Origin of the sequence: Clostridium pacaense (assembly GCF_020709765.2) — a bacterium.
Classification (GTDB): Bacteria; Bacillota; Clostridia; order Lachnospirales; family Lachnospiraceae; genus Enterocloster; species Enterocloster hominis.
The window spans coordinates 16,596-39,561 of record NZ_JAJFEB020000015.1; the positions used below are offsets into that span (position 1 = coordinate 16,596).

Annotated in this window: 16 protein-coding genes and 1 tRNA gene; 15 read left to right on the top strand and 2 right to left on the bottom strand. The window is 51.0% G+C overall.

The genetic code is table 11. The annotated features are described in order from the left end of the window. The 10 genes from LK536_RS50360 (at position 1) to LK536_RS50405 (ending at position 12,907) form a co-directional block, all read left to right on the top strand. The gene (locus LK536_RS50360; protein WP_008720971.1) at positions 1–378 is read left to right on the top strand and encodes a sodium:proton antiporter; all 378 of its coding nucleotides are present in this window, start codon (positions 1–3) and stop codon (positions 376–378) included. Further along, positions 375–1,859, top strand: coding sequence for a complex I subunit 5 family protein (locus LK536_RS50365; protein WP_025483801.1), 1,485 nt, complete (start codon positions 375–377; stop codon positions 1,857–1,859). The genes LK536_RS50360 and LK536_RS50365 overlap by 4 nt, the downstream gene beginning before the upstream one ends. A gap of 13 nt (positions 1,860–1,872) precedes the next feature. Further along, positions 1,873–3,366 carry a complex I subunit 5 family protein gene (locus LK536_RS50370; RefSeq protein ID WP_227796713.1) on the top strand — a complete coding sequence of 498 codons (1,494 nt, stop codon included), beginning with the start codon at positions 1,873–1,875 and terminating at the stop codon, positions 3,364–3,366. Between the two features lie 13 nt (positions 3,367–3,379). Next, the gene (locus LK536_RS50375; protein ID WP_130790463.1) at positions 3,380–4,909 is read left to right on the top strand and encodes a complex I subunit 5 family protein; all 1,530 of its coding nucleotides are present in this window, start codon (positions 3,380–3,382) and stop codon (positions 4,907–4,909) included. Beyond that, complete coding sequence (locus LK536_RS50380) at positions 4,906–7,260, top strand: complex I subunit 5 family protein (protein WP_227796714.1); 2,355 nt, start codon at positions 4,906–4,908, stop codon at positions 7,258–7,260. Before LK536_RS50375 ends, LK536_RS50380 begins: the two co-directional genes overlap by 4 nt. Before the next feature lie 337 nt (positions 7,261–7,597). After that, entirely contained in the window at positions 7,598–8,656 is a 1,059-nt protein-coding gene (locus tag LK536_RS50385; protein WP_040381112.1) for an inorganic phosphate transporter, read from the top strand. Between the two features lie 17 nt (positions 8,657–8,673). Beyond that, positions 8,674–9,297: a DUF47 domain-containing protein gene (locus LK536_RS50390; RefSeq protein WP_008720979.1), complete on the top strand. Its 624-nt coding sequence runs from the start codon at positions 8,674–8,676 to the stop codon at positions 9,295–9,297. 178 nt (positions 9,298–9,475) lie between these two features. Further along, positions 9,476–10,246, top strand: a complete 771-nt coding sequence (locus LK536_RS50395; protein ID WP_227796715.1) for a polyphosphate polymerase domain-containing protein — start codon at positions 9,476–9,478, stop codon at positions 10,244–10,246. Then, positions 10,239–10,913 (top strand): DUF4956 domain-containing protein, encoded by a 675-nt coding sequence (locus tag LK536_RS50400; RefSeq protein ID WP_227796716.1) that lies wholly within the window; start codon positions 10,239–10,241, stop codon positions 10,911–10,913. The genes LK536_RS50395 and LK536_RS50400 overlap by 8 nt, the downstream gene beginning before the upstream one ends. A 17-nt stretch (positions 10,914–10,930) precedes the next feature. Further along, a complete protein-coding gene (locus tag LK536_RS50405) occupies positions 10,931–12,907 on the top strand; it encodes a carbohydrate-binding domain-containing protein (RefSeq protein ID WP_506092201.1) in 1,977 nt (658 codons plus the stop codon). Between the two features lie 149 nt (positions 12,908–13,056). On the opposite strand, the gene LK536_RS50410 is transcribed toward LK536_RS50405, so the two are convergent. Beyond that, positions 13,057–14,580, bottom strand: coding sequence for a serine hydrolase (locus tag LK536_RS50410; protein WP_227796718.1), 1,524 nt, complete (start codon positions 14,578–14,580; stop codon positions 13,057–13,059). 268 nt (positions 14,581–14,848) lie between these two features. On the opposite strand from LK536_RS50410, the gene LK536_RS50415 reads away from it, so the two are divergent. Then, positions 14,849–15,664, top strand: a complete 816-nt coding sequence (locus LK536_RS50415; RefSeq protein ID WP_008720985.1) for an NPCBM/NEW2 domain-containing protein — start codon at positions 14,849–14,851, stop codon at positions 15,662–15,664. A gap of 374 nt (positions 15,665–16,038) precedes the next feature. On the opposite strand, the gene LK536_RS50420 is transcribed toward LK536_RS50415, so the two are convergent. Next, a tRNA-Pro gene (locus LK536_RS50420) sits at positions 16,039–16,112 on the bottom strand. Between the two features lie 84 nt (positions 16,113–16,196). Here LK536_RS50420 and LK536_RS50425 point away from each other — a divergent pair. From LK536_RS50425 to rlmD, 4 genes are all read left to right on the top strand, one after another. Continuing rightward, positions 16,197–16,997 (top strand): Cof-type HAD-IIB family hydrolase, encoded by an 801-nt coding sequence (locus LK536_RS50425; RefSeq protein ID WP_227796719.1) that lies wholly within the window; start codon positions 16,197–16,199, stop codon positions 16,995–16,997. A 24-nt stretch (positions 16,998–17,021) separates the two neighbouring features. Continuing rightward, complete coding sequence (gene lpdA, locus LK536_RS50430; RefSeq protein WP_008721020.1) at positions 17,022–18,452, top strand: dihydrolipoyl dehydrogenase; 1,431 nt, start codon at positions 17,022–17,024, stop codon at positions 18,450–18,452. Positions 18,453–18,491: 39 nt separating this feature from the next. Then, positions 18,492–20,321 (top strand): aminopeptidase P family protein, encoded by a 1,830-nt coding sequence (locus LK536_RS50435; RefSeq protein ID WP_227796720.1) that lies wholly within the window; start codon positions 18,492–18,494, stop codon positions 20,319–20,321. A 702-nt stretch (positions 20,322–21,023) separates the two neighbouring features. Then, positions 21,024–22,778, top strand: coding sequence for a 23S rRNA (uracil(1939)-C(5))-methyltransferase RlmD (gene rlmD, locus LK536_RS50440; protein ID WP_227796721.1), 1,755 nt, complete (start codon positions 21,024–21,026; stop codon positions 22,776–22,778). Positions 22,779–22,966 lie beyond the last annotated feature (188 nt).

A 22,966-nucleotide genomic window follows, 5' to 3' on the forward strand; every position in this document is an offset into this window, starting at 1 on the left:
ATGGTTTCACATCTGTTCATGAATGTGGAAGAAACCGTGTCGGTCATCCTGTTCGGCATCGGATTTACCATGCTTTTGCTGCACCAGAACCTGATTAAGAAAATCATGGGCATGAATATCATGGATACGGCCGTGTACCTTTTCCTGGCCGCCAAAGGGTATATCCGCGGCAGGATGGTGCCCATTGTGGTGGATGGGGTCAGGGAGGTGTCGGCCTACATCAATCCGGTGCCCAGCGGCCTTGTACTCACCGGAATCGTGGTTTCGGTGAGTACCACGGCCTTGATGCTGGCTTTGACCATACGGCTTTATGAGCGGTATGGTTCCCTTGATCTGGATGAAATCCTTACACGGGCAAAGGAGGAAGAAAAGGCATGACACTTGTGCAGAATTTTCCTTTCTTTTCCATCATCATCGCCATGTTTTCCGGCATCCTTTCCCTGGCCCTATCCGGCAGGCGGGCCAGGAACGTAAGCCTGGGCGCAATCAGCATTGTGACGGTTATGTCCTTTGCCGTGTTCCTGTACTGTATGGATGCGGGGGAAAGCTATACCTACATGATGGGGCATTTTCCTGCGCCATGGGGCAATGAAATCCGGGCAGGGGTCCTGGAAGGGTTGACCGCAACGGTATTTGGCGTGGTAATGCTGCTCTCGGTTGTGGGCGGCATGGACCATACGTATGAGGATGTGGAGGGGACCAAGCTTAACCTGTTTTTCATTATGATTGACATGATGCTCAGCTCCCTGTTGGCCCTGATTTATACCAATGATTTGTTTACCGCTTATGTGTTTGTGGAAATCAATACCATAGCGGGCTGCGGGCTTATCATGATACGGCAGAAGGGGCGGAGCCTTTCCGCGGCCATCCGTTATATGATCATGAGCCAGCTGGGGTCGGGCCTGTTCCTGATTGGCCTGAGCCTGCTTTATGATGTGACCGGACATCTGCTTATGAGCCCGGCCAAGGAGGCCGTGGCCCTGATAGAGGCAACCGGGAAGTATGGGATTCCCATGCTTGTCATCCTTGCGGTCATCAGCGTGGGCCTTGCCATCAAAAGCGGCCTGTATCCGTTCCATTACTGGATACCGGATACGTATGGCTATGCCACGCCAACGGCCAGCGCAATCCTGTCCGGCCTGGTGTCCAAGGGATATATATTCCTGCTGATTAAGATATTTTACAGGGTGCTTGGACGGGAAAATGTGATTGCCAGCCAGATTGTGAATGTCCTTTACCTGTTCGGCCTGGCGGGAATGATTATGGGGTCGGTGCATGCCATCATGGAGGAGGATACAAGGCGGATGATAGCCTATTCCTCAGTGGCCCAGATTGGCTATATCTATATGGGAATCGGCCTGGGAACCCAGGCCGGGATGGTGGCGGCCGTGTTCCACATGTTTACCCATTCCGCCACCAAGGCCCTTCTGTTCATCAGCGCGGTGGGGCTGTATGAGGTTTCGGGAGATAAAAAGGATTACCGCAGCCTGCGTGGGGCAGGGTACCGCAATCCCCTGGCTGGAATCGGTTTTGCAGTGGGGGCACTGTCCATGGTGGGGTTCCCCATGCTGGCGGGATTCATTTCCAAGCTGCTTTTTGCCACCTCGGCGCTTCAAAGCCCCCACAAGATGATACCCACCCTGATTGTGCTGGCTGTCAGTACCACCCTGAATGCCATCTACTTCCTCCGGCTGGTCATCACCCTTTATTCGGGCGGTGGAAGTGAGAGGAAGGGGAAGGCGAGTTCCTGGAAGCTCAGGGCAGCTATCCTGTGCTTTATCCTGCTGAACCTGGTGCTGGGGCTTAAATCCCAGCCGGTTGTACAGGCTATCTGGGACGGGCTTGCCATGTTTGATTAAAAGGAGATACCATATGGACGGAAATGTGATATTGCTGCTGCCGGTCCTGATTCCCATTGTAATGGGGAGTCTGGTCCTGACAGTAAAGGGATTCAGGAAAAACAGGAATGTGCTGATTGCAGCCGTGGCCGGAACCCTGGCCGCGGGCGTCCTTCTGACATGGGCGGCCCTTCTGACAGGCGGACGGCTTATGCTGTGGCAGATGACGGAGCATATAACGGTTGCACTGGCAGTGGATGGGGTCGGCAGGCTGTTTGCCGCCCTGACATCAGGTGTCTGGCTTCTGGTGGGGATATACTCCTTTTCCTATATGACCCATGAAAAGGATGAATTCCGTTTTTTCGGCTTTTACCTGATTGTGCTGGGGGTCCTGATTGCACTTGATTTTTCTGCCAACCTGGTCACCTTCTACGTGTGTTATGAGATGATGACGCTGACCTCCCTGCCCCTGGTGCTGCATGAGATGACAAAGGAAGCAGTGATGGCAGGGCTTAAATACCTGTTTTATTCTGTGGCCGGCGCATTCCTTGCGCTGTTTGGCATATTTTACCTGTACTCAGTGGCGGAAAGCCTGACGTTTACCCCGGGCGGGGTTGCCATGGGATTTCCTGCCAATGGCCATGATGGGCTGTTCCTGGGGGCTGTGTGCTGCATGCTGGTGGGATTTGGGACCAAGGCAGGCATGTTTCCGCTGCACGGCTGGCTGCCCACGGCCCATCCCGTGGCCCCGGCGCCTGCCAGCGCCGTACTTTCAGGGCTGATTACCAAGTCAGGCGTGCTGGCGCTCATCAGGGTTGCGTATTACATTGTGGGACCGGACCGGCTGAGGGGGACATGGGTCCAGGATGTGTGGATGTTCCTTGCCCTTCTGACCGTGTTCATGGGTTCCATGCTGGCGTATAAGGAGCCGGTGCTCAAGAAACGCCTGGCGTATTCCACGGTGAGCCAGGTGTCGTATATCATATTCGGTCTGGGGCTTTTTAACGGGACAGGCTTTGTGGGTGCTTTGTCACATGTGGTATTCCATTCCCTGGTGAAGAACGGGCTGTTCCTGGCAGCCGGGGCCGTCATCTTTAAAACCGGGTGGACCAGGACCAGTGAAATGGACGGGCTGGGCCGGGTGATGCCTGTGATGCTGGGATGCTATACCCTGGTTTCCCTGGCCCTGATCGGGATTCCCCCGGCCAGCGGTTTTGTAAGTAAATGGTATCTTGCCACCGGCGCCCTGGCTTCCGGTACAGGTGTCTGGTCCTGGCTTGGCCCGGTCATCCTGTTAATCAGCGCGCTGCTGACAGCGGGGTATCTTCTGCCCCTGGCCATAAGGGGATTCTTCCCGGGGGCGGATTTTGATGAAGGGGAGATACGGGCCAGGGGTCTTGCGGGCCAGGAGCCTTCCTGGCTTATGATGGTTCCCATGCTGGCACTGACCGCAGGGGCAATCCTCTTTGGCTGCTTCCCGGGACCATTGATATCCATGCTTAAGTCCATTGCAGCCACAGTGCTTTGACGGAGGTTGGCATATGAGCAGAATGTTACTGGCGGTTCCGGCGCTCCTTCCCATTGTCGGGGGTGTGGTCCTGCTGATCATGAATCATTTTAAGGGAAATGCCGTCTTCCGGTACAGGGGGCTGGCATTGTTTGTGGAAGGAATCACCCTGGTGAACAGCCTGGTCATTGGGTGGCTGATTGTCCATAAGGCAGGAACCGGTGAGCAGATGGTGCTGTTTAAGCTCTATGGCGACCTGAGGGTCATGTTCAGCCTGGACGGTCTGGGCAGTGTGTTTGCCGGGCTGATTGCGTTCCTGTGGCCCCTGGCGGTGCTGTATTCGTTTGAGTATATGAGGAATGAGGAGAGGCAGACGGTTTTCTTTGCCTATTATCTGATGACCTACGGTGTGACGGTGGGAATTGCGTTCGCAGGGAATCTGGTAACCCTGTACCTGTTTTATGAGCTGCTGACCCTTGTGACCTTCCCGCTGGTGCTTCATCCCATGACGAAGGCAGCGGTGCGGGCAAGCAGGAAGTACCTGTATTATGCCATTGGCGGTGCGGCTTTTGCATTTATCGGAATCATATTCGTACTTAATTTCTCCACCACGGGCAATACCCAGTTTGTTCCGGGGGGAATCATGGATGCGGTGGCAGGGCAGACAAGGAGGGGGACACTGTTATTTGTGTATGTGCTGGCATTTTTCGGATTTGGCGTAAAGGCCGCGCTCTTTCCCTGCCATGGCTGGCTGCCGGATGCCACGGTGGCGCCCACGCCGGTCACGGCCCTGCTTCATGCGGTGGCAGTGGTGAAGTCCGGCGCATTTGCAGTCATGCGCCTTACCTATTACAGCTTTGGCACCGCCCTTTTAAGAGGGAGTTTTGCCCAGTATATTGTCATGGGGGCAGCCATGTTAACCGTGGTTTACGGTTCCACCATGGCGGTGAAGGAGATTCACTGGAAACGGAGGCTGGCTTATTCCACCATCAGCAACCTTTCCTATATCCTTCTTGGGACTGCCATGATGAGCCCTCTGGGGCTGATTGCAGCCATGAGCCATATGGTGTTCCATGCTTTTATGAAAATCTGCTCCTTCTTCTGCGCGGGGGCAGTGATGCACCAATCCGGTAAGACCTATGTCTATGAACTGGACGGCATGGCCAGGAAAATGCCGGTTACCTTTGCATGTCTCACCATTGCCAGCATATCCCTGGCAGGAATCCCTCCTTTTGCCGGATTCATAAGCAAATGGAACATTGCCCAGTCAGCCTTTGACTGCGGCCGAATCCTGAGCGGGGCGGGAAACGGGGGATACTGGCTTCCCTATGCAGGGGCGTGTGTGCTGCTGTATTCAGCGCTGATGACAGCGGTTTACATGTTTACGGTCCTGGTAAGGGCGTATTTCCCAAAGGAAGGGACGGCTCCCGGCGGGGATGTGACGGACCCCAACTGGATGATGCTGGTTCCCCTCCTGATATTCGCAGGTGTGATCATCTGTTTCGGTTTTCATTCCGTTCCACTGATGAAGATATTGTGGGCAATAGGAGGTAAGGCAGGATGATGGATACAATGGACCTGGTGATTCCGGGATTCTGCGGCATGGGAATGCACCTGAGGCTGGATGGCTTCAGGCTGGTTTACGTGCTCATAGCCATTGTGATGTGGACGGTGTGCGGCCTGTTTTCCCTGGAATATATGAGGCATTATGAGAAGCGAGGAAGATATTATGTTTTTTTCTGGATAACCTTCCTGGCAACGGCAGGCGTATTCCTGTCAGCGGACCTGTATACCACTTTCATATTTTTTGAAATCATGTCATTTACCTCCTATGTGTGGGTGGCCTTTGATGAGAAGAAGGAAAGCCTGAGGGCGGCCGGGACCTACCTGGCAGTGGCGGTGATTGGCGGACTTGTCATGCTCATGGGGCTGTTCCTGCTGTATGATATGACCGGCACCCTTGAAATCGATGGACTGGCCGGGGCCGCGGAAATCATATTATCCGGAAATGGGGTATATGGCCCTCAGGGGCCTGTGAGGCTGTACGTGGCCGGAGGGCTTTTGCTGTTTGGGTTTGGGGCCAAGGCAGGCTGTTTCCCGCTTCATATCTGGCTGCCCAAGGCGCATCCGGTGGCTCCAGCGCCTGCCAGCGCCCTGCTGTCCGGGATACTGACAAAGGCAGGTGTGTTCGGAATCGTGATTGTGTCCTGCGTGATGTTCCAGGCAGATAGGAACTGGGGCCTGCTGGTTGCGGTGCTGGGATTCATCACCATGTTTCTGGGCGCCCTGCTGGCCCTGTTTTCCGTTAATCTCAAGCGGACCCTGGCATGTTCCTCTGTGTCGCAGATAGGATTCATCCTCACAGGGACAGGGATGTGCTGCCTGCTAAAGTCCGTGGGCGCCGGCAATGGGCTGGCTGTCCGCGGCACCTTCCTCCATATGGTGAACCATTCCATGTTTAAGCTGGTACTGTTCCTGTGTGCGGGCGCGGTGTTCATGAACCTGCACCAGCTGGACCTGAACGATATCAGGGGATTTGGAAGGAGGAAGCCGGCCCTCCTGTTCTGTTTCCTCATGGGGGCCTTGGGCATCAGCGGGATTCCCATGTGGAGCGGATATGTGAGCAAGACATTGCTCCATGAGGGGATTGTGGAATACGGGGAAATGCTGGCGCAGGGGATAGGAACGGCTTTTGGCGGGGGTATTGGGTCTGCGGGAGGGGGAACCTATCTTGCTGGCGGGATATATGGATTGGGCGCGGTTCTTGGATCCCCAGCCCTGTGGAAGGCGGCAGAGTGGCTGTTCCTGTTAACGGGAGGGATGACACTGGCTTATATGCTGAAGCTGTTCATTGCCCTTTTCGTGGACCGGCATCCGGTGCGGCAACAGGAATTTGATGCCATGTCCTCGGGCTATATGAATCCGGTGAGCCGGGCGGCACTGTGTATTTCTGCGGCTGTGATTCCGGTATTCGGGTCATTCCCTCAGCTGTTCATGGACCGGGCGGCGGATTTGGGGCAGGGATTTTTTCATGGGGATTTGCAGGGGCATAAGGTTTCCTACTTTGCGGCGGGGAACCTGAAGGGGGCTGCAATTACCATTGGCATAGGAATTGTCCTGTACGTGGTTGTGGTGCGCGGCCTGCTGATGGAGAAGGCGGAAGTTGGGGAACAGGTGGAGGAATGGGGGATTGATAGTGGGGTCGATGGAAGAGTCGATAGTAGAGCCAATGGAGGAGCCGATAGTAGAGCCAATGGAGGAGTCGATAGCGGAGTCAATAGAGGAGCCGATAGCGGAGCCAATGGAGGGGCCGATAGTGGAGTTAATAGAGGAGCCGATAGCGGAGTCAATAGAGGAGCCAATAGTGGAGTTAATAGCAAAATCAATAGAAAACTTGGCAGCGTGTACAGATATGTGGACCGCTGGCCTAAATGGCTGGATTTAGAGGAACTGGTTTACCGCCCGATTCTGGCAGTGGCGCTTCCGGGCATATTTGGAGCCATCTTCCGGTTTGTCGACCGGTATCTGGTGTCCACGGCTGTGAATCTGTTCCTTCAGATATCCGCGGTCCTGTGCCGTACCCTTGACCATATGGCGGATGGCATCATCCTGCTGGCCAGGAAGACTACCCACAGGCAGAGGAATGGGGAAAAGGTCCTGGGCGGAAATGACAGGTTGGCTTTTATCCTGGGACATTTTATCGATGATGTGGCCAGCCTGGGACGCCGCCTGCCGGGAAGAAGGAAAGAGCGGGAAGGAAAAGATTCTGTCATTCCCCGCCTGATTGAGGGAGAGGAAGTGCTGAAACGTACCGGAAAGCTGGTGGAGGAAAGTTTTTCATTTGGACTTATGCTGTTTTGTATCGGACTTTGCCTGACGCTGGGATATCTGCTGGTGGTGTTTTTTAGGGGATAGGATTTTCAGGTAATAGGTTTTTTGAAAAATAGGATTTCAGAAGGCAGGGCAACTGACTTAGCCAGCTTCCCCAGGTAAAAAATACCTATTTACCAAAAATGGAAAATATAAAAGGGCAATTTGCTGCAGTAAAAGCCGGGAAAAAGGACAGGGGGCCAATGATATCCGATATTGGATATTATTGGCCCCCGCATTATCTATTTTTGATAATCTTCCTTCTATGTTAATGAAATTAAAACTTTACTACTATTTAAAACCGTGTTAGAATTAAAATCGTGAGTATGTAAAGTATACGTAAAGATAAAGTAAAGAATAAGAGAGTAGGTAAAAAAGAATTATGGATATGTCGTTTTCCTTTTTCCTGCGGCAGCTGGTGACGAATCCGGCCTTATTGATAACGGTATTGCTGACCTTGGGGGTCATCTGTGTGAATGGTATCACGGATGCGCCCAATGCCATTGCCACCTGTGTATCAACCAGGTCCCTGGATGTCAATGTCGCTATTGTCATGGCTGCTGTGTGTAACTGCGCCGGAATCGTGGTCATGACCATGATTAATGCAACGGTTGCTTCCACCATTACCAACATGGTTAATTTTGGAGATGATACTTCCATTGCCCTGGTGGCATTGTGCGCGGCCCTGTTTTCCATTGTGGTGTGGTCTTCCTTCGCAGTGTCCATCGGCTGTCCCACCAGTGAGAGCCATGCGTTGATTGCCGGCCTGACAGGTGCGGCGATTGCAATCAGGGGCGGATTCTCAGCCATCAATGGGGCTGAGTGGATGAAAGTAGTTTATGGCCTGGTGTTTTCCGTGTTACTTGGATTCTTCAGCGGATATTTATCCTGCAAGCTGGTTTCCTGGACATGCCGTAACATGGACAGGCGCAGGACCACCGGATTCTTCAAGTATGCGCAGATTGGCGCGGCCGCGGCCATGGCCTTCATGCACGGCGCCCAGGACGGGCAGAAGTTCATGGGTGTCATGCTTCTCGGAATCTGTATGGTAAATGGCAGCAGCAGTACGGCAGGCGTACGTTTTCCGCTGTGGATGCTGCTTCTGGGTTCCGCGGCCATGGCGCTGGGAACTTCCATAGGAGGAAAGAAAATCATTAAATCCGTTGGAATGGACATGGTCCGTCTGGAGAAGTATCAGGGCTTTTCCGCTGATATGGCAGGAGCCGCCTGCCTGCTTGGCTTTTCCATGTTTGGTATCCCTGTGAGCACCACCCACACCAAGACCACCGCCATCATGGGCGTAGGCGCCGTGAAGCGGCTGTCAGCCATTAACTTCGGGGTGGTTAAGGATATGGTGATGACCTGGATCATGACCTTCCCGGGCTGCGGCCTCATAGGATTCCTCATAGCTAAACTGTTCATGATGCTGTTCCACGGTTAGATAAAGGAGAAGATGAGATGTCTAAGAAAAGCGATAGTTACTATTTTCAGAACTTTATAGAATGTGTCCAGTGCGGCTGCGAGGCGGCAAAGATGCTGGAGGAAAACCTGATGAGCTTTGATGCGGGATGCCTGCAGGAGAAACTGGACGAGCTTCACCAGATTGAGCATGATGCGGACAAGAAAAAGCATGAGATGATGGGAGTGCTGGTCAAGGCATTCATCACACCCATTGAGCGCGAGGACATCATCCTTTTGAGCCAGAGCATTGATGAGGTGACGGACAAGATTGAGGATGTGCTGATCCGCATTTACATTAATAATGTGCATGACATCAAGCCGGAAGCGGTTGCATTTACCAAGGTAATCATCCGCTGCTGCCAGGCATTAAAGGAAGTGATGGAGGAGTTCTGCGACTTTCAGAAGTCCAAGACACTGCACGGGCTGATTATTGAGATTAATGCCCTGGAAGAGGAAGGCGACCGCCTGTTCATTGATTCCATGCGTAAGCTCCACACCGAGGAGAAAGACCCCATTCAAATCATTGCATGGAGGGAAATTTACGTCTACCTGGAGAAATGCTGCGATGCCTGTGAGCATGTGGCGGATATTGTGGAAAGCGTAATCATGAAGAACACCTGATGTACTGAACGTTTTAAATATATGATATGGTAAGGCATTGTTCCTGTGATAAAACAGGGGCAGTGCCTTTTTCACATTGTTAACACAAATTTAACAAAAGCCTGACACATTTTCCCGCTAACATAATAAAAAATCAAATTCATCAGGGGCAGTCATGATGTCCCCGGAAGGAGGAACGATGGCGCAGGAAGTATTCAAACGGTATGAGAAAAAATATCTGCTGACACAGGAACAGTATCAGAAGCTTATGCTGATTCTGGGCGGGGTCATGGATATGGATGTATATGGCCATCACACCATCTGCAATATTTATCTTGATACTCCGGATTATGAGCTGATCCGCACTTCCATTGAGAAGCCGGTCTATAAGGAAAAGGTGAGGCTGCGGTGCTATGGCGCCAGGGTAAATGACAGCTCCCCGGTGTTTCTGGAACTGAAGAAAAAGTATGATTCCGTGGTCTACAAACGCAGGGTGGGGATGGATATGGAAACAGCCAGAAGATATGTCTGCTATGGAATCCATCCAGGGCAGGACGGACAGATTTTCAGGGAGGTGGATTATGCCGTCAGGCGGTACGGTCTGCGGCCCATGGCCTACATTTCCTATGAAAGGGACGCCTATACCTGCCAGATGGACCGGGAACTGAGGATTACCTTTGATAGCAGCATCCTGGGGCGGCTGGGGGACCTGGACCTGCGGGTGGGACCTTACGGTAAATGCCTTCTGCCACAGGAGCAGATCCTGATGGAGGTTAAGATACCAGGCGCCATGCCGGTATGGCTGAGCAGGATTTTTGCTGAGCAGGGGATTTTTCCGTCAGCCTACTCGAAATACGGGACATTTTATGAAACCTATATCTACCCGGCAAGGATGACGGGATATGAAGAAATGGCGGGTTATCACACAACGCGGCAGGAATATATGCAAGGAGGGATTATCTGTGCTTGAGAGTATTTTGAATGAAACGGCAAGCAGTATTACCATGACACATATGGCAGTCTGCACGGTGGTATCCCTGGGATTGGGATCCGTGCTGGCAGGAATCCACACATACAGGAACCAGAGCAGCAGGAATTTCCTCATGACGCTGGTGCTGCTGCCGGTAATCGTGCAGATGGTCATCATGCTAGTAAACGGAAACCTGGGGACGGGCGTGGCTGTCATGGGGGCGTTCAGCCTGGTGCGTTTCCGCTCCATGCCGGGCAATGCAAGGGAAATCAGCAGTGTATTCCTGGCAATGGCGGTTGGCCTGGCAGATGGGATGGGATACATAGGAATCGGGATATTGATGATGGCAGTGGTGGGGATAGTGACAGTCATACTCTTAAAGATACCGGACGGCAGCGGCCAGCTTCTGGGCCGTGAGTTGAGGGTTACGATACCGGAAAACCTGGATTACTGCGGCATTTTCGATGATATTTTTATGAAATATACGAAAAAGGCTGAGATGGTGCGGGTAAAGACCGTGAACATGGGAAGCCTGTATGAACTGAGTTATATGCTGGTACTTAAGTCTCAGGAAATCGAAAAAGTCATGCTGGATGAGATACGGTGCAGGAATGGGAATCTGACCATTGTATGCGGACGGATGGCAGCGGGAAATGAAAATCTGTAAGGAAGGTGGATGAAGGAATGAGGAAAAAAGGCATGGAGGATACAAATAGGGGTGGGAAATATGGTAAAAGGCCCGTGAGAAGGGCGGCCACGGTGCTGGCTGTGCTGATGGCGCTGCAGCTTACCGGGTGCCAGGGGAATAACGGTACGGGGAATGCTGGTGCGGATCATGTTGTCGGTACGGGCAGTGAAGGTAATGTGAGTGGATTGGATGGCAATTCCCGGGCCATGGGCGGGGAGGATGAAAGCGGGGATGTTGGGGGCAGTGGAGGTGGTAATGCCGGGAATGGGGGGACTTTTGATGGGAGTCTGGCTGGTATGACTGGAAAAACGGCGGTTTATGAGGAGGAGGATTTGGACGCTGGGTGGAGTGAAGAGGAGTCGGTTGTCATTACATGCGATGGGACTGAGGTGGTGATGGAGGATAGCGGCGTTGAGGAAACGGGAAACGCGGCGGCGGAAAGCGGGATTATCCGGATAACCGCAGCAGGGACCTATATCTTGAGAGGGACCTATAACGGGCAGATTCAAGTTGATGCGGGAAAGGATGACCTTGTAAGGCTTGTCATGGATGGGTTCAACATTTCCAATGAAAGTACATCTCCTATATATGGGAAACAGAGTGGGAAGATTGTGCTGATTCTGGCGGACGGTACAGAGAATACCGTGACAGACGGAACCGGGTATGTGTTTGAGTCAGCGGATGAAGATGAACCGGATGCAGCCATATTCAGCAAGGATGACCTGACCATAAATGGGCAGGGGACCTTGACAGTGGAAGGTAATTACAGCAATGCAATACGTACAAAGGATAACCTGAAGGTGATATCCGGTACCTTTAATATCACGGCGGTGAAGGATGGGCTGAAAGGAAAGGATTCCGTATCCATCAAGGACGGAATCATGCAGATTAAGACAGGTCAGGATGGGATTAAATCCAGCAATGAGAAGGATTCGGAACAGGGATATGTGGTGATAGAAGGGGGAACGATTACAATCCAGGCAGGTGATGATGGAATCCACGCTGAAACATGGCTTACGATATCCGGGGGAAATATTGATATCCGGGAAAGCTATGAGGGCTTGGAGGGACTGAAGGTGGATATAAATGGAGGAACCATAAAAATCAAATCCACGGATGATGGTATCAATGCGGCGGGAGGAGACGGAGGAACAGGGCAGGCGCGGGCGGAATCAGGACAGGCGCGGGCGGAATCAGGGCAGGCGCGGGCGGAATCAGGACAGGCGCGGGCGGAATCAGGGCAGGCGCGGGCGGAATCAGGGCAGGCGCGGGCGGAATCAGGGCAGGACCAGGCAGAACCGGGACAGGAACAGACAGGCCGGCAACGGGCAGATATGGGGAAGGCATTGGACAAGATGGGCGATGAACATCAGAAAATGCAGAATAATCCGGAAGCATATGTGCGTATTACCGGGGGTACCATAGAGGTAGATGCCATGGCAGATGGAATTGACTCCAATGGAAACCTCTATGTGGAAGGCGGAACCATCTACATAAACGGCCCTGTCAGCGATGGGGACGGAGCACTTGATTATAATGGGACAGCAGTTATCAACAATGGTATTTTCGTGGCAGCGGGAAGTTCCGGGATGATGCAGGGATTTTCGGAAGAGTCCGGGCAGGATGTCCTGATTGCATACTACAGCGAACGCCAGGAGGCAGGAACTTCTGTCATATTGACCGATGAAAGCGGCAGGGAACTGCTCAACTTCACACCGGAAAAAGAATTTTCCTGTATACTGATCAGCATGCCGGATTTGGAGCAGGGGAAGACATACAGATTATCCACGGCAGATGCTTCGGAAGAAGTTGTACTGGACGGCATTGTCACCCAGCTGGGGGAACGGACAGGAGGCCATGACAGGGGGCGCGGTCCTGGCAGCGGAACCGGGAACGGAAGCGGGGCAATGTCAGGAGGAAGGACAGGCAGACCTGAAAAAGGAAGGTCACAGGATAGTGATAATGAAAGTTGACCATGCACAAGTTACAGGCAGATGATGGGAAGGGATGGAAATAGCGTATCAAAATGCCTGGGCGTGTTATCCGTGCCCAGGCATACTGACATTATCCGAATATTGATACTATAGAGCGTATTAAAGTCCATTCTCCCTATCGGTACGTATTAATAGACATTGGCTGCTGTTCTGACCAGCTTTTCCAGCAGTGACTGCATTTTTGGTATGACGGGGTGACCGGACAGCCCGTACTCTTGTGCCATATTATCCAACCTTGGGAATGCCAGCCAGGTACTGCCGGCCTCATCTTCCCAAATTGAAATCCGGAGGGGCAGCTCCAGGGAAATGCTCTGGTCAGCCTGCATAAGTCCTGTGCCCACCTTGGGCGAACCGAATACAAGGACGGTTGTGGGGCGCAGGGTAAGACCTGCGTCTGCAGCATTTTTTGCATGGTCAAATTTGGCGAAGAGAGGGATGTCCTGGGCTTTGAGGGCGTTTTCCAGACGTTCAACTGTTTCCTTTACAGGAAGCTGGCCTTCCGTCAGATACAGGCGGTTGTCGTCGTAATTGGTGGACAGAAGGTCTCCGTATGCCCCGGCAATCCTGCGTCCAAGATTGGTAAAATCCACCCCTTCCCTGTTGGCCAGCAGGGTGACGCAAACCAGTTCCGAGGAATCTGTGAAACGGCTGAGGAAGGAAGAGTAGCCGGGAACAGAACCCTTAATATCCATCAGTCCTCTGTGATGGTAAAACTGCCAGCCAGCCACAGCAGGAACCGTCCGCCCATCCGGCAGTTTCCATGGTGCGTATATCAATGCCCGGTTTTCGGGATTATGTATCAGCACAGAACCAGCCAGCCCAATGTCCCAATGTGAGATATCCTGGGCAGATGCCCATATGTCGGAGAACCCGGGGAGGGAGGCTGCGTCAGCCGGATTAAACAGTGTACCGTCCTCATGGTAAGAAGCGGCTGGTTCGGTGGGGTTGATATACTGTTTATCCGATTTGAAGGCCTGGTGGACATTATCCGTAAGGCTTACATCCTCATGTGGAAAACTCTCCAGGTCCTCATGGAAGCCGGTATGCTGCAGGTCAAGATAATGGATTTGATGTTCTGTTACAAAATCATGATAGCTCATGCCGCTGGTCCGTTCCACAATCTCCGTAAGCAGCAGGAAATTGGTTGCGCTTTGTTCCACATCCGTGCCAGGCGTGAAATGCAGCGGCTGGCAGATGACCGGTCCCAATCGTTCCGTCAGCGTCCCGCCACGGCGTGGGTCAAATCCCTCTGCCGTCCTGTAGTCCGCAATACCTGATGCATGGCGGAGCAGACAAAGTACGGTAACGGCTTTCCAGGTATCGGGCAGCTCCGGTAAATAGTTTCCAGCCGGAGCATTGACATCCACAATTCCCTGTTCGTAAAGCTGCATGATTGCTACGGCTGCAAATGCCTGTGAGACAGGTCCCACAGGCCACATGGTGTTAGGGGATGCAAGCCTCTTCTGTCCGCGGTCAGAGTAACCATAGCCAGTCACCCGTGGTATGTATGGGGCCTGGACAATGGCCAGGGTCAGCCCGTCAATCTGCTCCTTATCCATGAAATCCCACACCATCTGGTCAACGGTACGCCCTAAATAGGAAATATCCGCGCTGCCCCTCATTTTCATGATACTGTGTCCACGTGTATTCATATTACGTCTCCTTTCGGTGAAATACCATTTCAGGTATTGGTTAATGTTTGTCCTATGGGAATATGTAAATATAAATACACATCCTATACTGTAACCATAATACTTACAGTTTGGCTTGTCAAGGGATCCAGACATATTTTAACAGCCTTGCTGGAATAAAGACACAGTTGCATAAAAATGGATAATGAATTATAATGTAACAAGTGCAGGAAGTTTTGATTCTGCCCTGAATAGAGCAGATGCGGTGGTTGATGAAAGGAGATTCAACATGAAGAAACGTTTGGCAATGACATTGACAGCCTTGGCGCTGAGTGTGATTATGGCAGTACCCGCCTATGCAGGTACATGGAAATATGTGAATGATCAATGGAAATATCAGAGAGGCGCTAACAAATTTGCTTACAATGAGTGGGTTAAGGATAATGGGAACTGGTACTATCTTGATAAAGATGGTTATATGAAGACCGGCTGGCAGCAGATAAACGGCATATGGTATTATATGGATCAGTCGGGCGTTATGCAGAACGGCTGGTTCAAGGACAACGACAAGTGGTATTTCCTGCTTCCAAACGGGGCAATGGCAGTCAATACAACAATCGACGGCCGGCAGCTTGGACAGGACGGCGTATGGGTTCCGGCAGAGGGACAGGTAGAGCCTGCCAACACCATGGACCTTAACACCCCTTACCTGATTCAGAATATGTCAGAGGGATTTTCCACAAAAGGATATAATATAATCACTTCCGGCAAGAATGCCAGCGGGGAACGCTGGACCAATGCAATCCGTCTGAAAGGAAAAGGCAGTTATGTAAAGTATGACACCAAGGGTGAATATAAGCTGCTTGCAGGAGCCGTGGCCCCGTCATCCCAGTTTGACAGCGCCCTGATGGCAAGGATAACGGTGTATGGGGATAATGATACGGTCCTTTATACATCACCGGATATCCATTATAATGAAAAGACCATTTATTTCGGCGCGGACGTTTCCGGACAGAACACGGTGCGCGTGGAGGTTTCCCTGGTGACGGATAATTTCTATGATGACCCGGTTATATTGATGGATGGGCTGGCTGTTTATAAGTAGGATTGGAAGATGGTATGAACCATAATAATACAAGTAGAAGTTAATGAATGGAATTCGGGCTGTATATCTGTTAAGATGTCCAGTCCGGATTTTTATTTCGAGGACAGGGAGGCCCTTGGCCGGATAAGGCGGAACTGGAGGCGAGGCATATTTTACGTATCGGGACAGTTCCATAGGAGGATTCATATCAGATTCGGCTGACATGGCTTGATGATTAACTGGGAATGCGATATAATGGAAAAGATTCATTTTCATTAAATTCTGGGAAAATGTTAGCAGAGTGTTAGAAGAATGTTAGAAAAACCACTTATGTAAACTGGAAAGAGGATAACAAAAAAACCCTTGATTTCCAGTAAAATCAAGGGTCTGCATCGTCGGAGTAACAGGATTTGAACCTGCGACCTCTCGGCCCCCAGCCGAGCGCGCTACCAAGCTACGCCATACTCCGTTACTATTTGTGAACCTCTAGTATTATAGCAAAGATTTTTCATTTTGAAAAGCCCTAATTTTAATTTATTCAGGAGAATGTAAAATGACACAGGAAAATGCTGTTAAGAAACGGATATTCAGCTTTGATTTGGATATGACGCTGCTGGACCATGCAACATGGGAAATCCCGGCCAGTGCAATGGAAACGCTGGAGCATCTCAGGAAGGATTCCGTGATTGTCATTGCCAGCGGCAGGAACATGGACCATGAGATGAGTTCGATGTACCGGGATATGATTAAGCCGGATGCAGTCATCCATATGAATGGAACCAAGGTGGTTGCAGAGGGAAATGTCCTGTATGAGCATTTAATGGATAAGGAACGTCTGGAGCGCCTTCTGACCTATGCGGATGAAAACGGCATTTCCATTGGAATCGGTACAGGGGGATATGATTATTATATCCATCCCGAAGGGGTTGTGCGCATGGATGAACTGCGCTGGGGTGTGTCAGAGCGTAATTTCAGGGATGGATGGGAGCTGATGGAACTGCCGGTGCGGACACTGGTATACATAGGTGGGCCTGACCGGGCAAAGGAGTTGGAGGAGCATTTCCCTGAGTTCAAATTCCCTATGTTTTCCGGGAAAATGGGCGCGGATGTGGTGGAGAAGGAGGCGTCCAAGGCAGAGGGGCTTCTGCGTATCTGCCAGCACTACGGAATCAGCATGGAGCACACGGTTGCATTTGGCGACAGCATGAATGACTATGAGGTGGTCCAGGAGGCGGGAACCGGCATCGCCATGGGGAACGCGGTGGAGGAACTGAAGATGGTGGCGGATTATGTTACGGATGATATTAACCGGGATGGGGTATGGAAGGCCTGCAGGCATTTCGGATGGATATAATATAACAGGATGGGAGATTTACATATGGCTAGGAAATATGATGTTGTGATAATCGGCGCAGGACCGGGAGGATATACGGCTGCCTTTAAGGCGGCGCAGTTTGGACTTTCTGTGGCGCTCATAGAAGCAAAGAAGATTGGAGGCACCTGTGTGAACCGGGGGTGCATCCCGACCAAGGCGCTGCTCCATGCATCGGATATGTTCCATATGATGCAGAACTGCGATGCGTTCGGAGTGTCAACAGACTTCATTGCATTTGATTTTGGTAAGATGCAGAAGTATAAGAAGCAGGCGGTGGCAAAGTACAGGGAAGGGATTGAAGCCGGTTTTGAGCGTCTGGATGTGGATATTATCCATGGAACCGCCAGGCTGCGCAGGGACAGGACAGTGGAGGTGGAACTGGCAGAGGGCGGCCGTGAATTCCTTCAGGGAAATGCCGTCATCCTGGCAACAGGCGCCGTGCCGATCATGAACGACATACCGGGAGCCAGCCTGCCTGGGGTATGGAACAGCGACCGCCTGCTGGCAGCGGAAAGCTGGAATTTTGACCGCCTGACTATCATGGGCGGCGGTGTGATTGCGGTGGAATTCGCAACCATGTTCAATAATCTCTGTTCCCAGGTGACCATTGTGGAAAAGCAGAAGCACCTGATGGCCCCCATGGATGATGTGATGTCAGTGGAACTGGAAAATGAACTCAGGCGTAAAGGGATTAAGGTATACTGTGATGCCACGGTAACAGAGATCCTGGAGGAGGAAGGCAGCTTAAGCTGTGTCATTACGCCAAATGACGGAAGCGAACCGGTTAAGACGCGGGCAGGACAGATCCTGATGGCAATCGGCCGCAGGCCGGATGTGTCACGTCTTCTGGGCAAAGACATTTCCTTGGACATGAAGGACGGCAAGATTGCGGTGAACAGTGATTTTGAGACCAGTGAGCCAGGCGTGTATGCAATCGGGGATGTGGCTGCCAGGACACAGCTGGCCCATGTGGCGGCTGCCCAGGGTACCTATGTGGTGGAAAAAATCGCAGGAAGGCCCCACAGCATTAAGCTTGAGGTTGTACCCAATGGTATGTTTGTATCGCTTCCAATTGTGCCAAACTGTATATATACAGACCCGGAGATTGCCACGGTGGGAATCACGGAGGAAATCGCCAAAACGTGCGGACTCAAGGTGCGCTGCGGACATTTTTCCATGAGGGATAATGGCAAATCCATTATCACCGGCGAAGAGCATGGCTTTATCCGGCTGCTGTTCGAGGCATATTCCAATACCATTGTGGGTGCGCAGATGATGTGTCCCAGGGCAACGGATATGATTGGCGAAATTGCAACAGCCATTGCCAACGGCCTGACAGCCCAGGAAATGTCCTTTGCCATGAGGGCGCAGCCCACCTATAACGAGGGAATCGGGGCAGCCATTGAGGATGCCATGCGCCATGATCCGGTTTAGATGCAGGGAATATAAGCTAAGAAAAGAGAGGGAAAAACAATGAACGTGATTCAGGAGAGACTGAGCGCGCTCCGCGCTTTGATGAAAGAACAGGGCATGGACGCATACCTGGTGCCTACGGCAGATTATCATGAGACGGAGTATGTAGGGGAGCATTTTAAATGCAGGAAATATATAACCGGATTTACCGGTTCATCCGGAACCGCAGTGGTTACCATGGACGAGGCCTGTCTGTGGACGGATGGACGGTATTTTGTTCAGGCGGCCCATGAGCTGGAGGGTTCATCTGTCACCATGATGAAAATGGGGCACGAAGGCGTTCCTGAGGTTGAGGAATATCTGGACCACAAGCTTCCGGCCGGGGGCTGTCTTGGGTTTGACGGCCGCGTGGTCAATGCTGCCGTGGGTCTGAACCTGGAAGACATGCTAGAGGACAGGAATATCAGGATTTCCTATGGAGAGGACCTCATTGGAAGGATATGGAAGGACCGCCCTGCCCTGTCTGCACAGCCAGCCTGGGTACTGGCGGAACAGTATGCAGGTAAATGCAGCAAGGAAAAAATCGCAGATGTGCGCGAGGCCATGAAGAAGGCACATGCAACCGTCCATGTGCTGACTGCATTGGATGACATTGCATGGCTTTTGAACATCCGCGGGGACGATATCCTTTATAATCCGGTGGTGTTGTCTTATGTAGTCCTGACCATGAATCAGCTGTATCTGTTTATCAATGAGGATGTAATCCGTGGCAGGGCATATCCATATTTGGATAATGAGGATAGTACGACTACCAGGGAATATCTGGAGGGTATAGGGGTTACCATACTCCCATATGATAAAGTGTATGACACGGTGGAGGGACTCAGGAATGAGAAGGTGCTACTGGAAAAAAGCCGGGTGAACTATGCTATCTACCGACTGCTTGACGGTTCCAATAAGATAATAGACAGGATGAACCCAACTGCGTTGATGAAGCCCATAAAGAACGATGTGGAAATTGAAAATGTGAAAAAAGCCCATATCAAAGATGGCGTGGCTGTGACAAAATTCATTTACTGGCTGAAGAAGAACATAGGAAAGATACCCATGGATGAACTCAGCGTATGTGAATATATGGAAAACCTTCGTAAGGAGCAGGAGGGATGCATCAGCCCCAGCTTTGCAACCATATCCGCATACGGAGCACATGGGGCTATGTGCCATTACTCGGCAACCGAGGAAAGCAACATACCATTAGAGCCAAAGGGGCTGTATCTCATTGACTCCGGCGGACAGTATTATGAGGGGACAACCGATATCACCAGGACCATTGCAGTGGGGCCGCTGAGAGCAGAAGAAAAGGAGCATTTTACCCTGGTGCTTATGAGCATGCTGCGTCTGGGGGCGGTGAAGTTCCTCTATGGCTGCCGCGGTCTGAGCATTGACTATGTGGCAAGGGAGCCATTGTGGAGCAGAGGGCTTAACTTTGAGCATGGCACGGGCCATGGGGTCAGCTATCTTTCAAGCTGCCATGAGAGGCCTAACGGAATCCGTTTTAAGATGGTGCCTGAGCGCCAGGACAATGGGGTTCTGGAGCCGGGAATGGTAACATCCGATGAGCCGGGATTATATATAGAGGGAAGTCACGGCATCCGTACGGAGAACCTGACCCTGTGCGTAAAGGACGAGAAGAATGAGTACGGTCAGTTCCTTAAGTTTGAATTCCTGACCTATGTGCCCATTGATTTAGATGCTGTTGAGAAGTCATTGATGACTGAGCGGGATGTGGAGCTTCTCAATGAATATCACAGGCAGGTGTATGAGAAGATTGGTCCCCATCTGACAGAGGATGAAAGGGAGTGGCTGAAGGAGGTTACGGCTGCGATATAGGATGACTGGATGGAGAGATTGTGGATGTGGGAAGAAACCAGGAGGACTGGTTAGAGGTATTGGGGATGTGGGAAGAAACCAGGGGGACTGGTTAGAGAGATTGAGAATATCGGAAGAAACCAGGGGGACTGGTTAGAGAGATTGGGAATATCGGAAGAAACTAGGGGGACTGGTTAGAGAAATTGGAAATATGAGAAGAAACCGGAATGTGGTTCAGGATTTGCTGCCTGGGTGGGAAGATGGAACTTTCCAGGAGGGTGGACTTGGGCGGTTCCGGTTTCTTGTTTTGGTTATATATGTTTTTCTGGAAAAGGATGGGGAGATGGCGGCTGGGATGAGGCGGTTAGACTGTTGATTGGTTGAAGAGTAAAAAAATGGGGAAGCCAATTGTTGCAACAGATGGGGGGTGAGGAGGGGGATTGTTCAGAACAGGTAGCTGTGATTTCAGTGGTAATTGAAGTGGTGATTGCAACGGTGATTATAGTGATAATTATCGTAGTAATTATGGCGTTCCTGTTTCGTTATATTTACACATTAGATGAAATGTATGGTAAAATGTCGATAGGGTTTTATTACAGATATATTTTGAATTATGAAGATGATTAATTAGAGTGATAGGAGAACGAGGGAATGGCTCAGAGTGCTGGGAATCATAAGAGTGGTAACGGGAAGGTTGGAAGTAGGAGTGCTGGGAACGGCGGTATGGGTAATAGAAGAGTGGGTAAGGGCAGTGCAGGTAATGGCGGCATGGGTAATGACGGTCTAGCTAATAGAGGCGCGGGTAATAGCCGTGTGGATAATAGGGGGAAGGCTTATGGCAATGCAGGTAATGGATACGTTGGTAGCAGCGTAAGCAGTGTGGGAAACAGGGGCATGAGTAATAGCAATGCGGATAAGAGGAGCACTGCTTATAAAAGTGTTTCTAATAAGATGGACGGGAAGGCTGTAGTTCCGGGAAAGACGAGAAAGCCAAGAAACCCAAATAGCAGTTTTGGGGAGTTTGGCAGTGGTATAAGAGTAAGGGAAGAGGATGGGAAGAGTAATCCGGGATATAGGACGAAAGCAGTCTATGGGATAAAGGGGAAGGACACAGAAGACAGGGGTAAAAGAGTTGGATTCGATAATGAAGAAAAAAGGGTGGGGCGTAAGGCGTCAGAAGGAAGAGGAAAGGTAGAAAAGAGAGGGCATCTGCGGACGGAAACACTGGAAGATAAAGCAAAAAAATATAAATTGCAGAAGAATAGTGCGGAAAAAGATGTGGTCCACGGGAACGTCAGCGGGAAAAAGACAGAATGGAAGAAGACAGGGAAGAAGAGAAGCCTTTGTCCGGTTGAAAAATATTGTGGCGGATGCCAGATGCTGGATATGGAGTACACGGAGCAGCTAAAGCGCAAACAAAAGGTAGTGGAAGATTTATTTCGGGGAGTATGTCCCGTAAAACCGATAATAGGAATGAAGGATCCATTTCACTACCGCAATAAGGTACATGCTGTATTTGACAGGGATAAAAGAGGAAATATTATCTCTGGTATCTATCAGGAAAACAGTCATGATGTGATTCCTGTGGAAACATGTATGATTGAAGATAAAAAGGCTGATGAAATCATCGGTACAATCAGGGGAATGCTTAAATCCTTCAAAATCCGCACATATGATGAGGATACGGGATACGGGCTTCTTCGCCATGTGCTGATTCGGAGGGCATTTTCAACGAATGAAATCATGGTGGTGCTGGTTACCGCGTCCCCGGTATTTCCATCTAAAAATAATTTTGTGAAGGCACTTCGGGAGAAGCATCCGGAGATAACTACCATAATACAGAATATTAATGGCCGCGGTACCAGTATGGTTTTGGGGAATAAAGAGAATGTGCTGTATGGCAAAGGTTATATTGTGGACGAACTGTGCGGGTGTAAATTCAGGATTTCGTCAAAGTCTTTCTACCAGATAAATCCGGTGCAGACCGAAGTCCTGTATGGAAGAGCACTGGAACTGGCTGGGCTTAAGGGACAAGAGGTGGTGATTGATGCATACTGCGGCATTGGTACAATCGGTATTATCGCCAGCAGACAGGCCGGACAGGTGATTGGCGTGGAACTGAACCAGGACGCGGTGAAGGATGCAGTGAATAATGCTAAGATGAATGATATTGATAATATCCGGTTCTACTGCAACGATGCTGGCCGGTTCATGGTGAATATGGCTGAACGCGGGGATAAGGCGGACGTGGTGATTATGGATCCGCCGCGCAGCGGAAGTACGGAAGAGTTTATGGATTCAATTGCTAAGCTTGGCGCAGGGAAAGTGGTTTATGTGTCCTGTAATCCGGAGACGCTGGTTCGGGATGTGCGGTATATGAAGAAGCTGGGGTATGCGGCGGAGGGGGTGTGTCCGGTGGATATGTTTCCGGCTACGAGGCATGTTGAAACCGCCGTGCTTCTCGTGCGGAAAGGTTGATTCCACGCGGGTTTGTGGGATTATTTGGAGTAAATAGAGTTGTGTTTTTGCGAAAGGTGAGATGAATAAGCTTCCGCAGATAGGGGGACGGGGATAACGCTGGATAGTTTGAAAATGAGGGTTTTGTTGGACATAAGATACAATCTGGCAAAACCCTTACTTGGGGGCAAAAGGAATACTTCATAGCA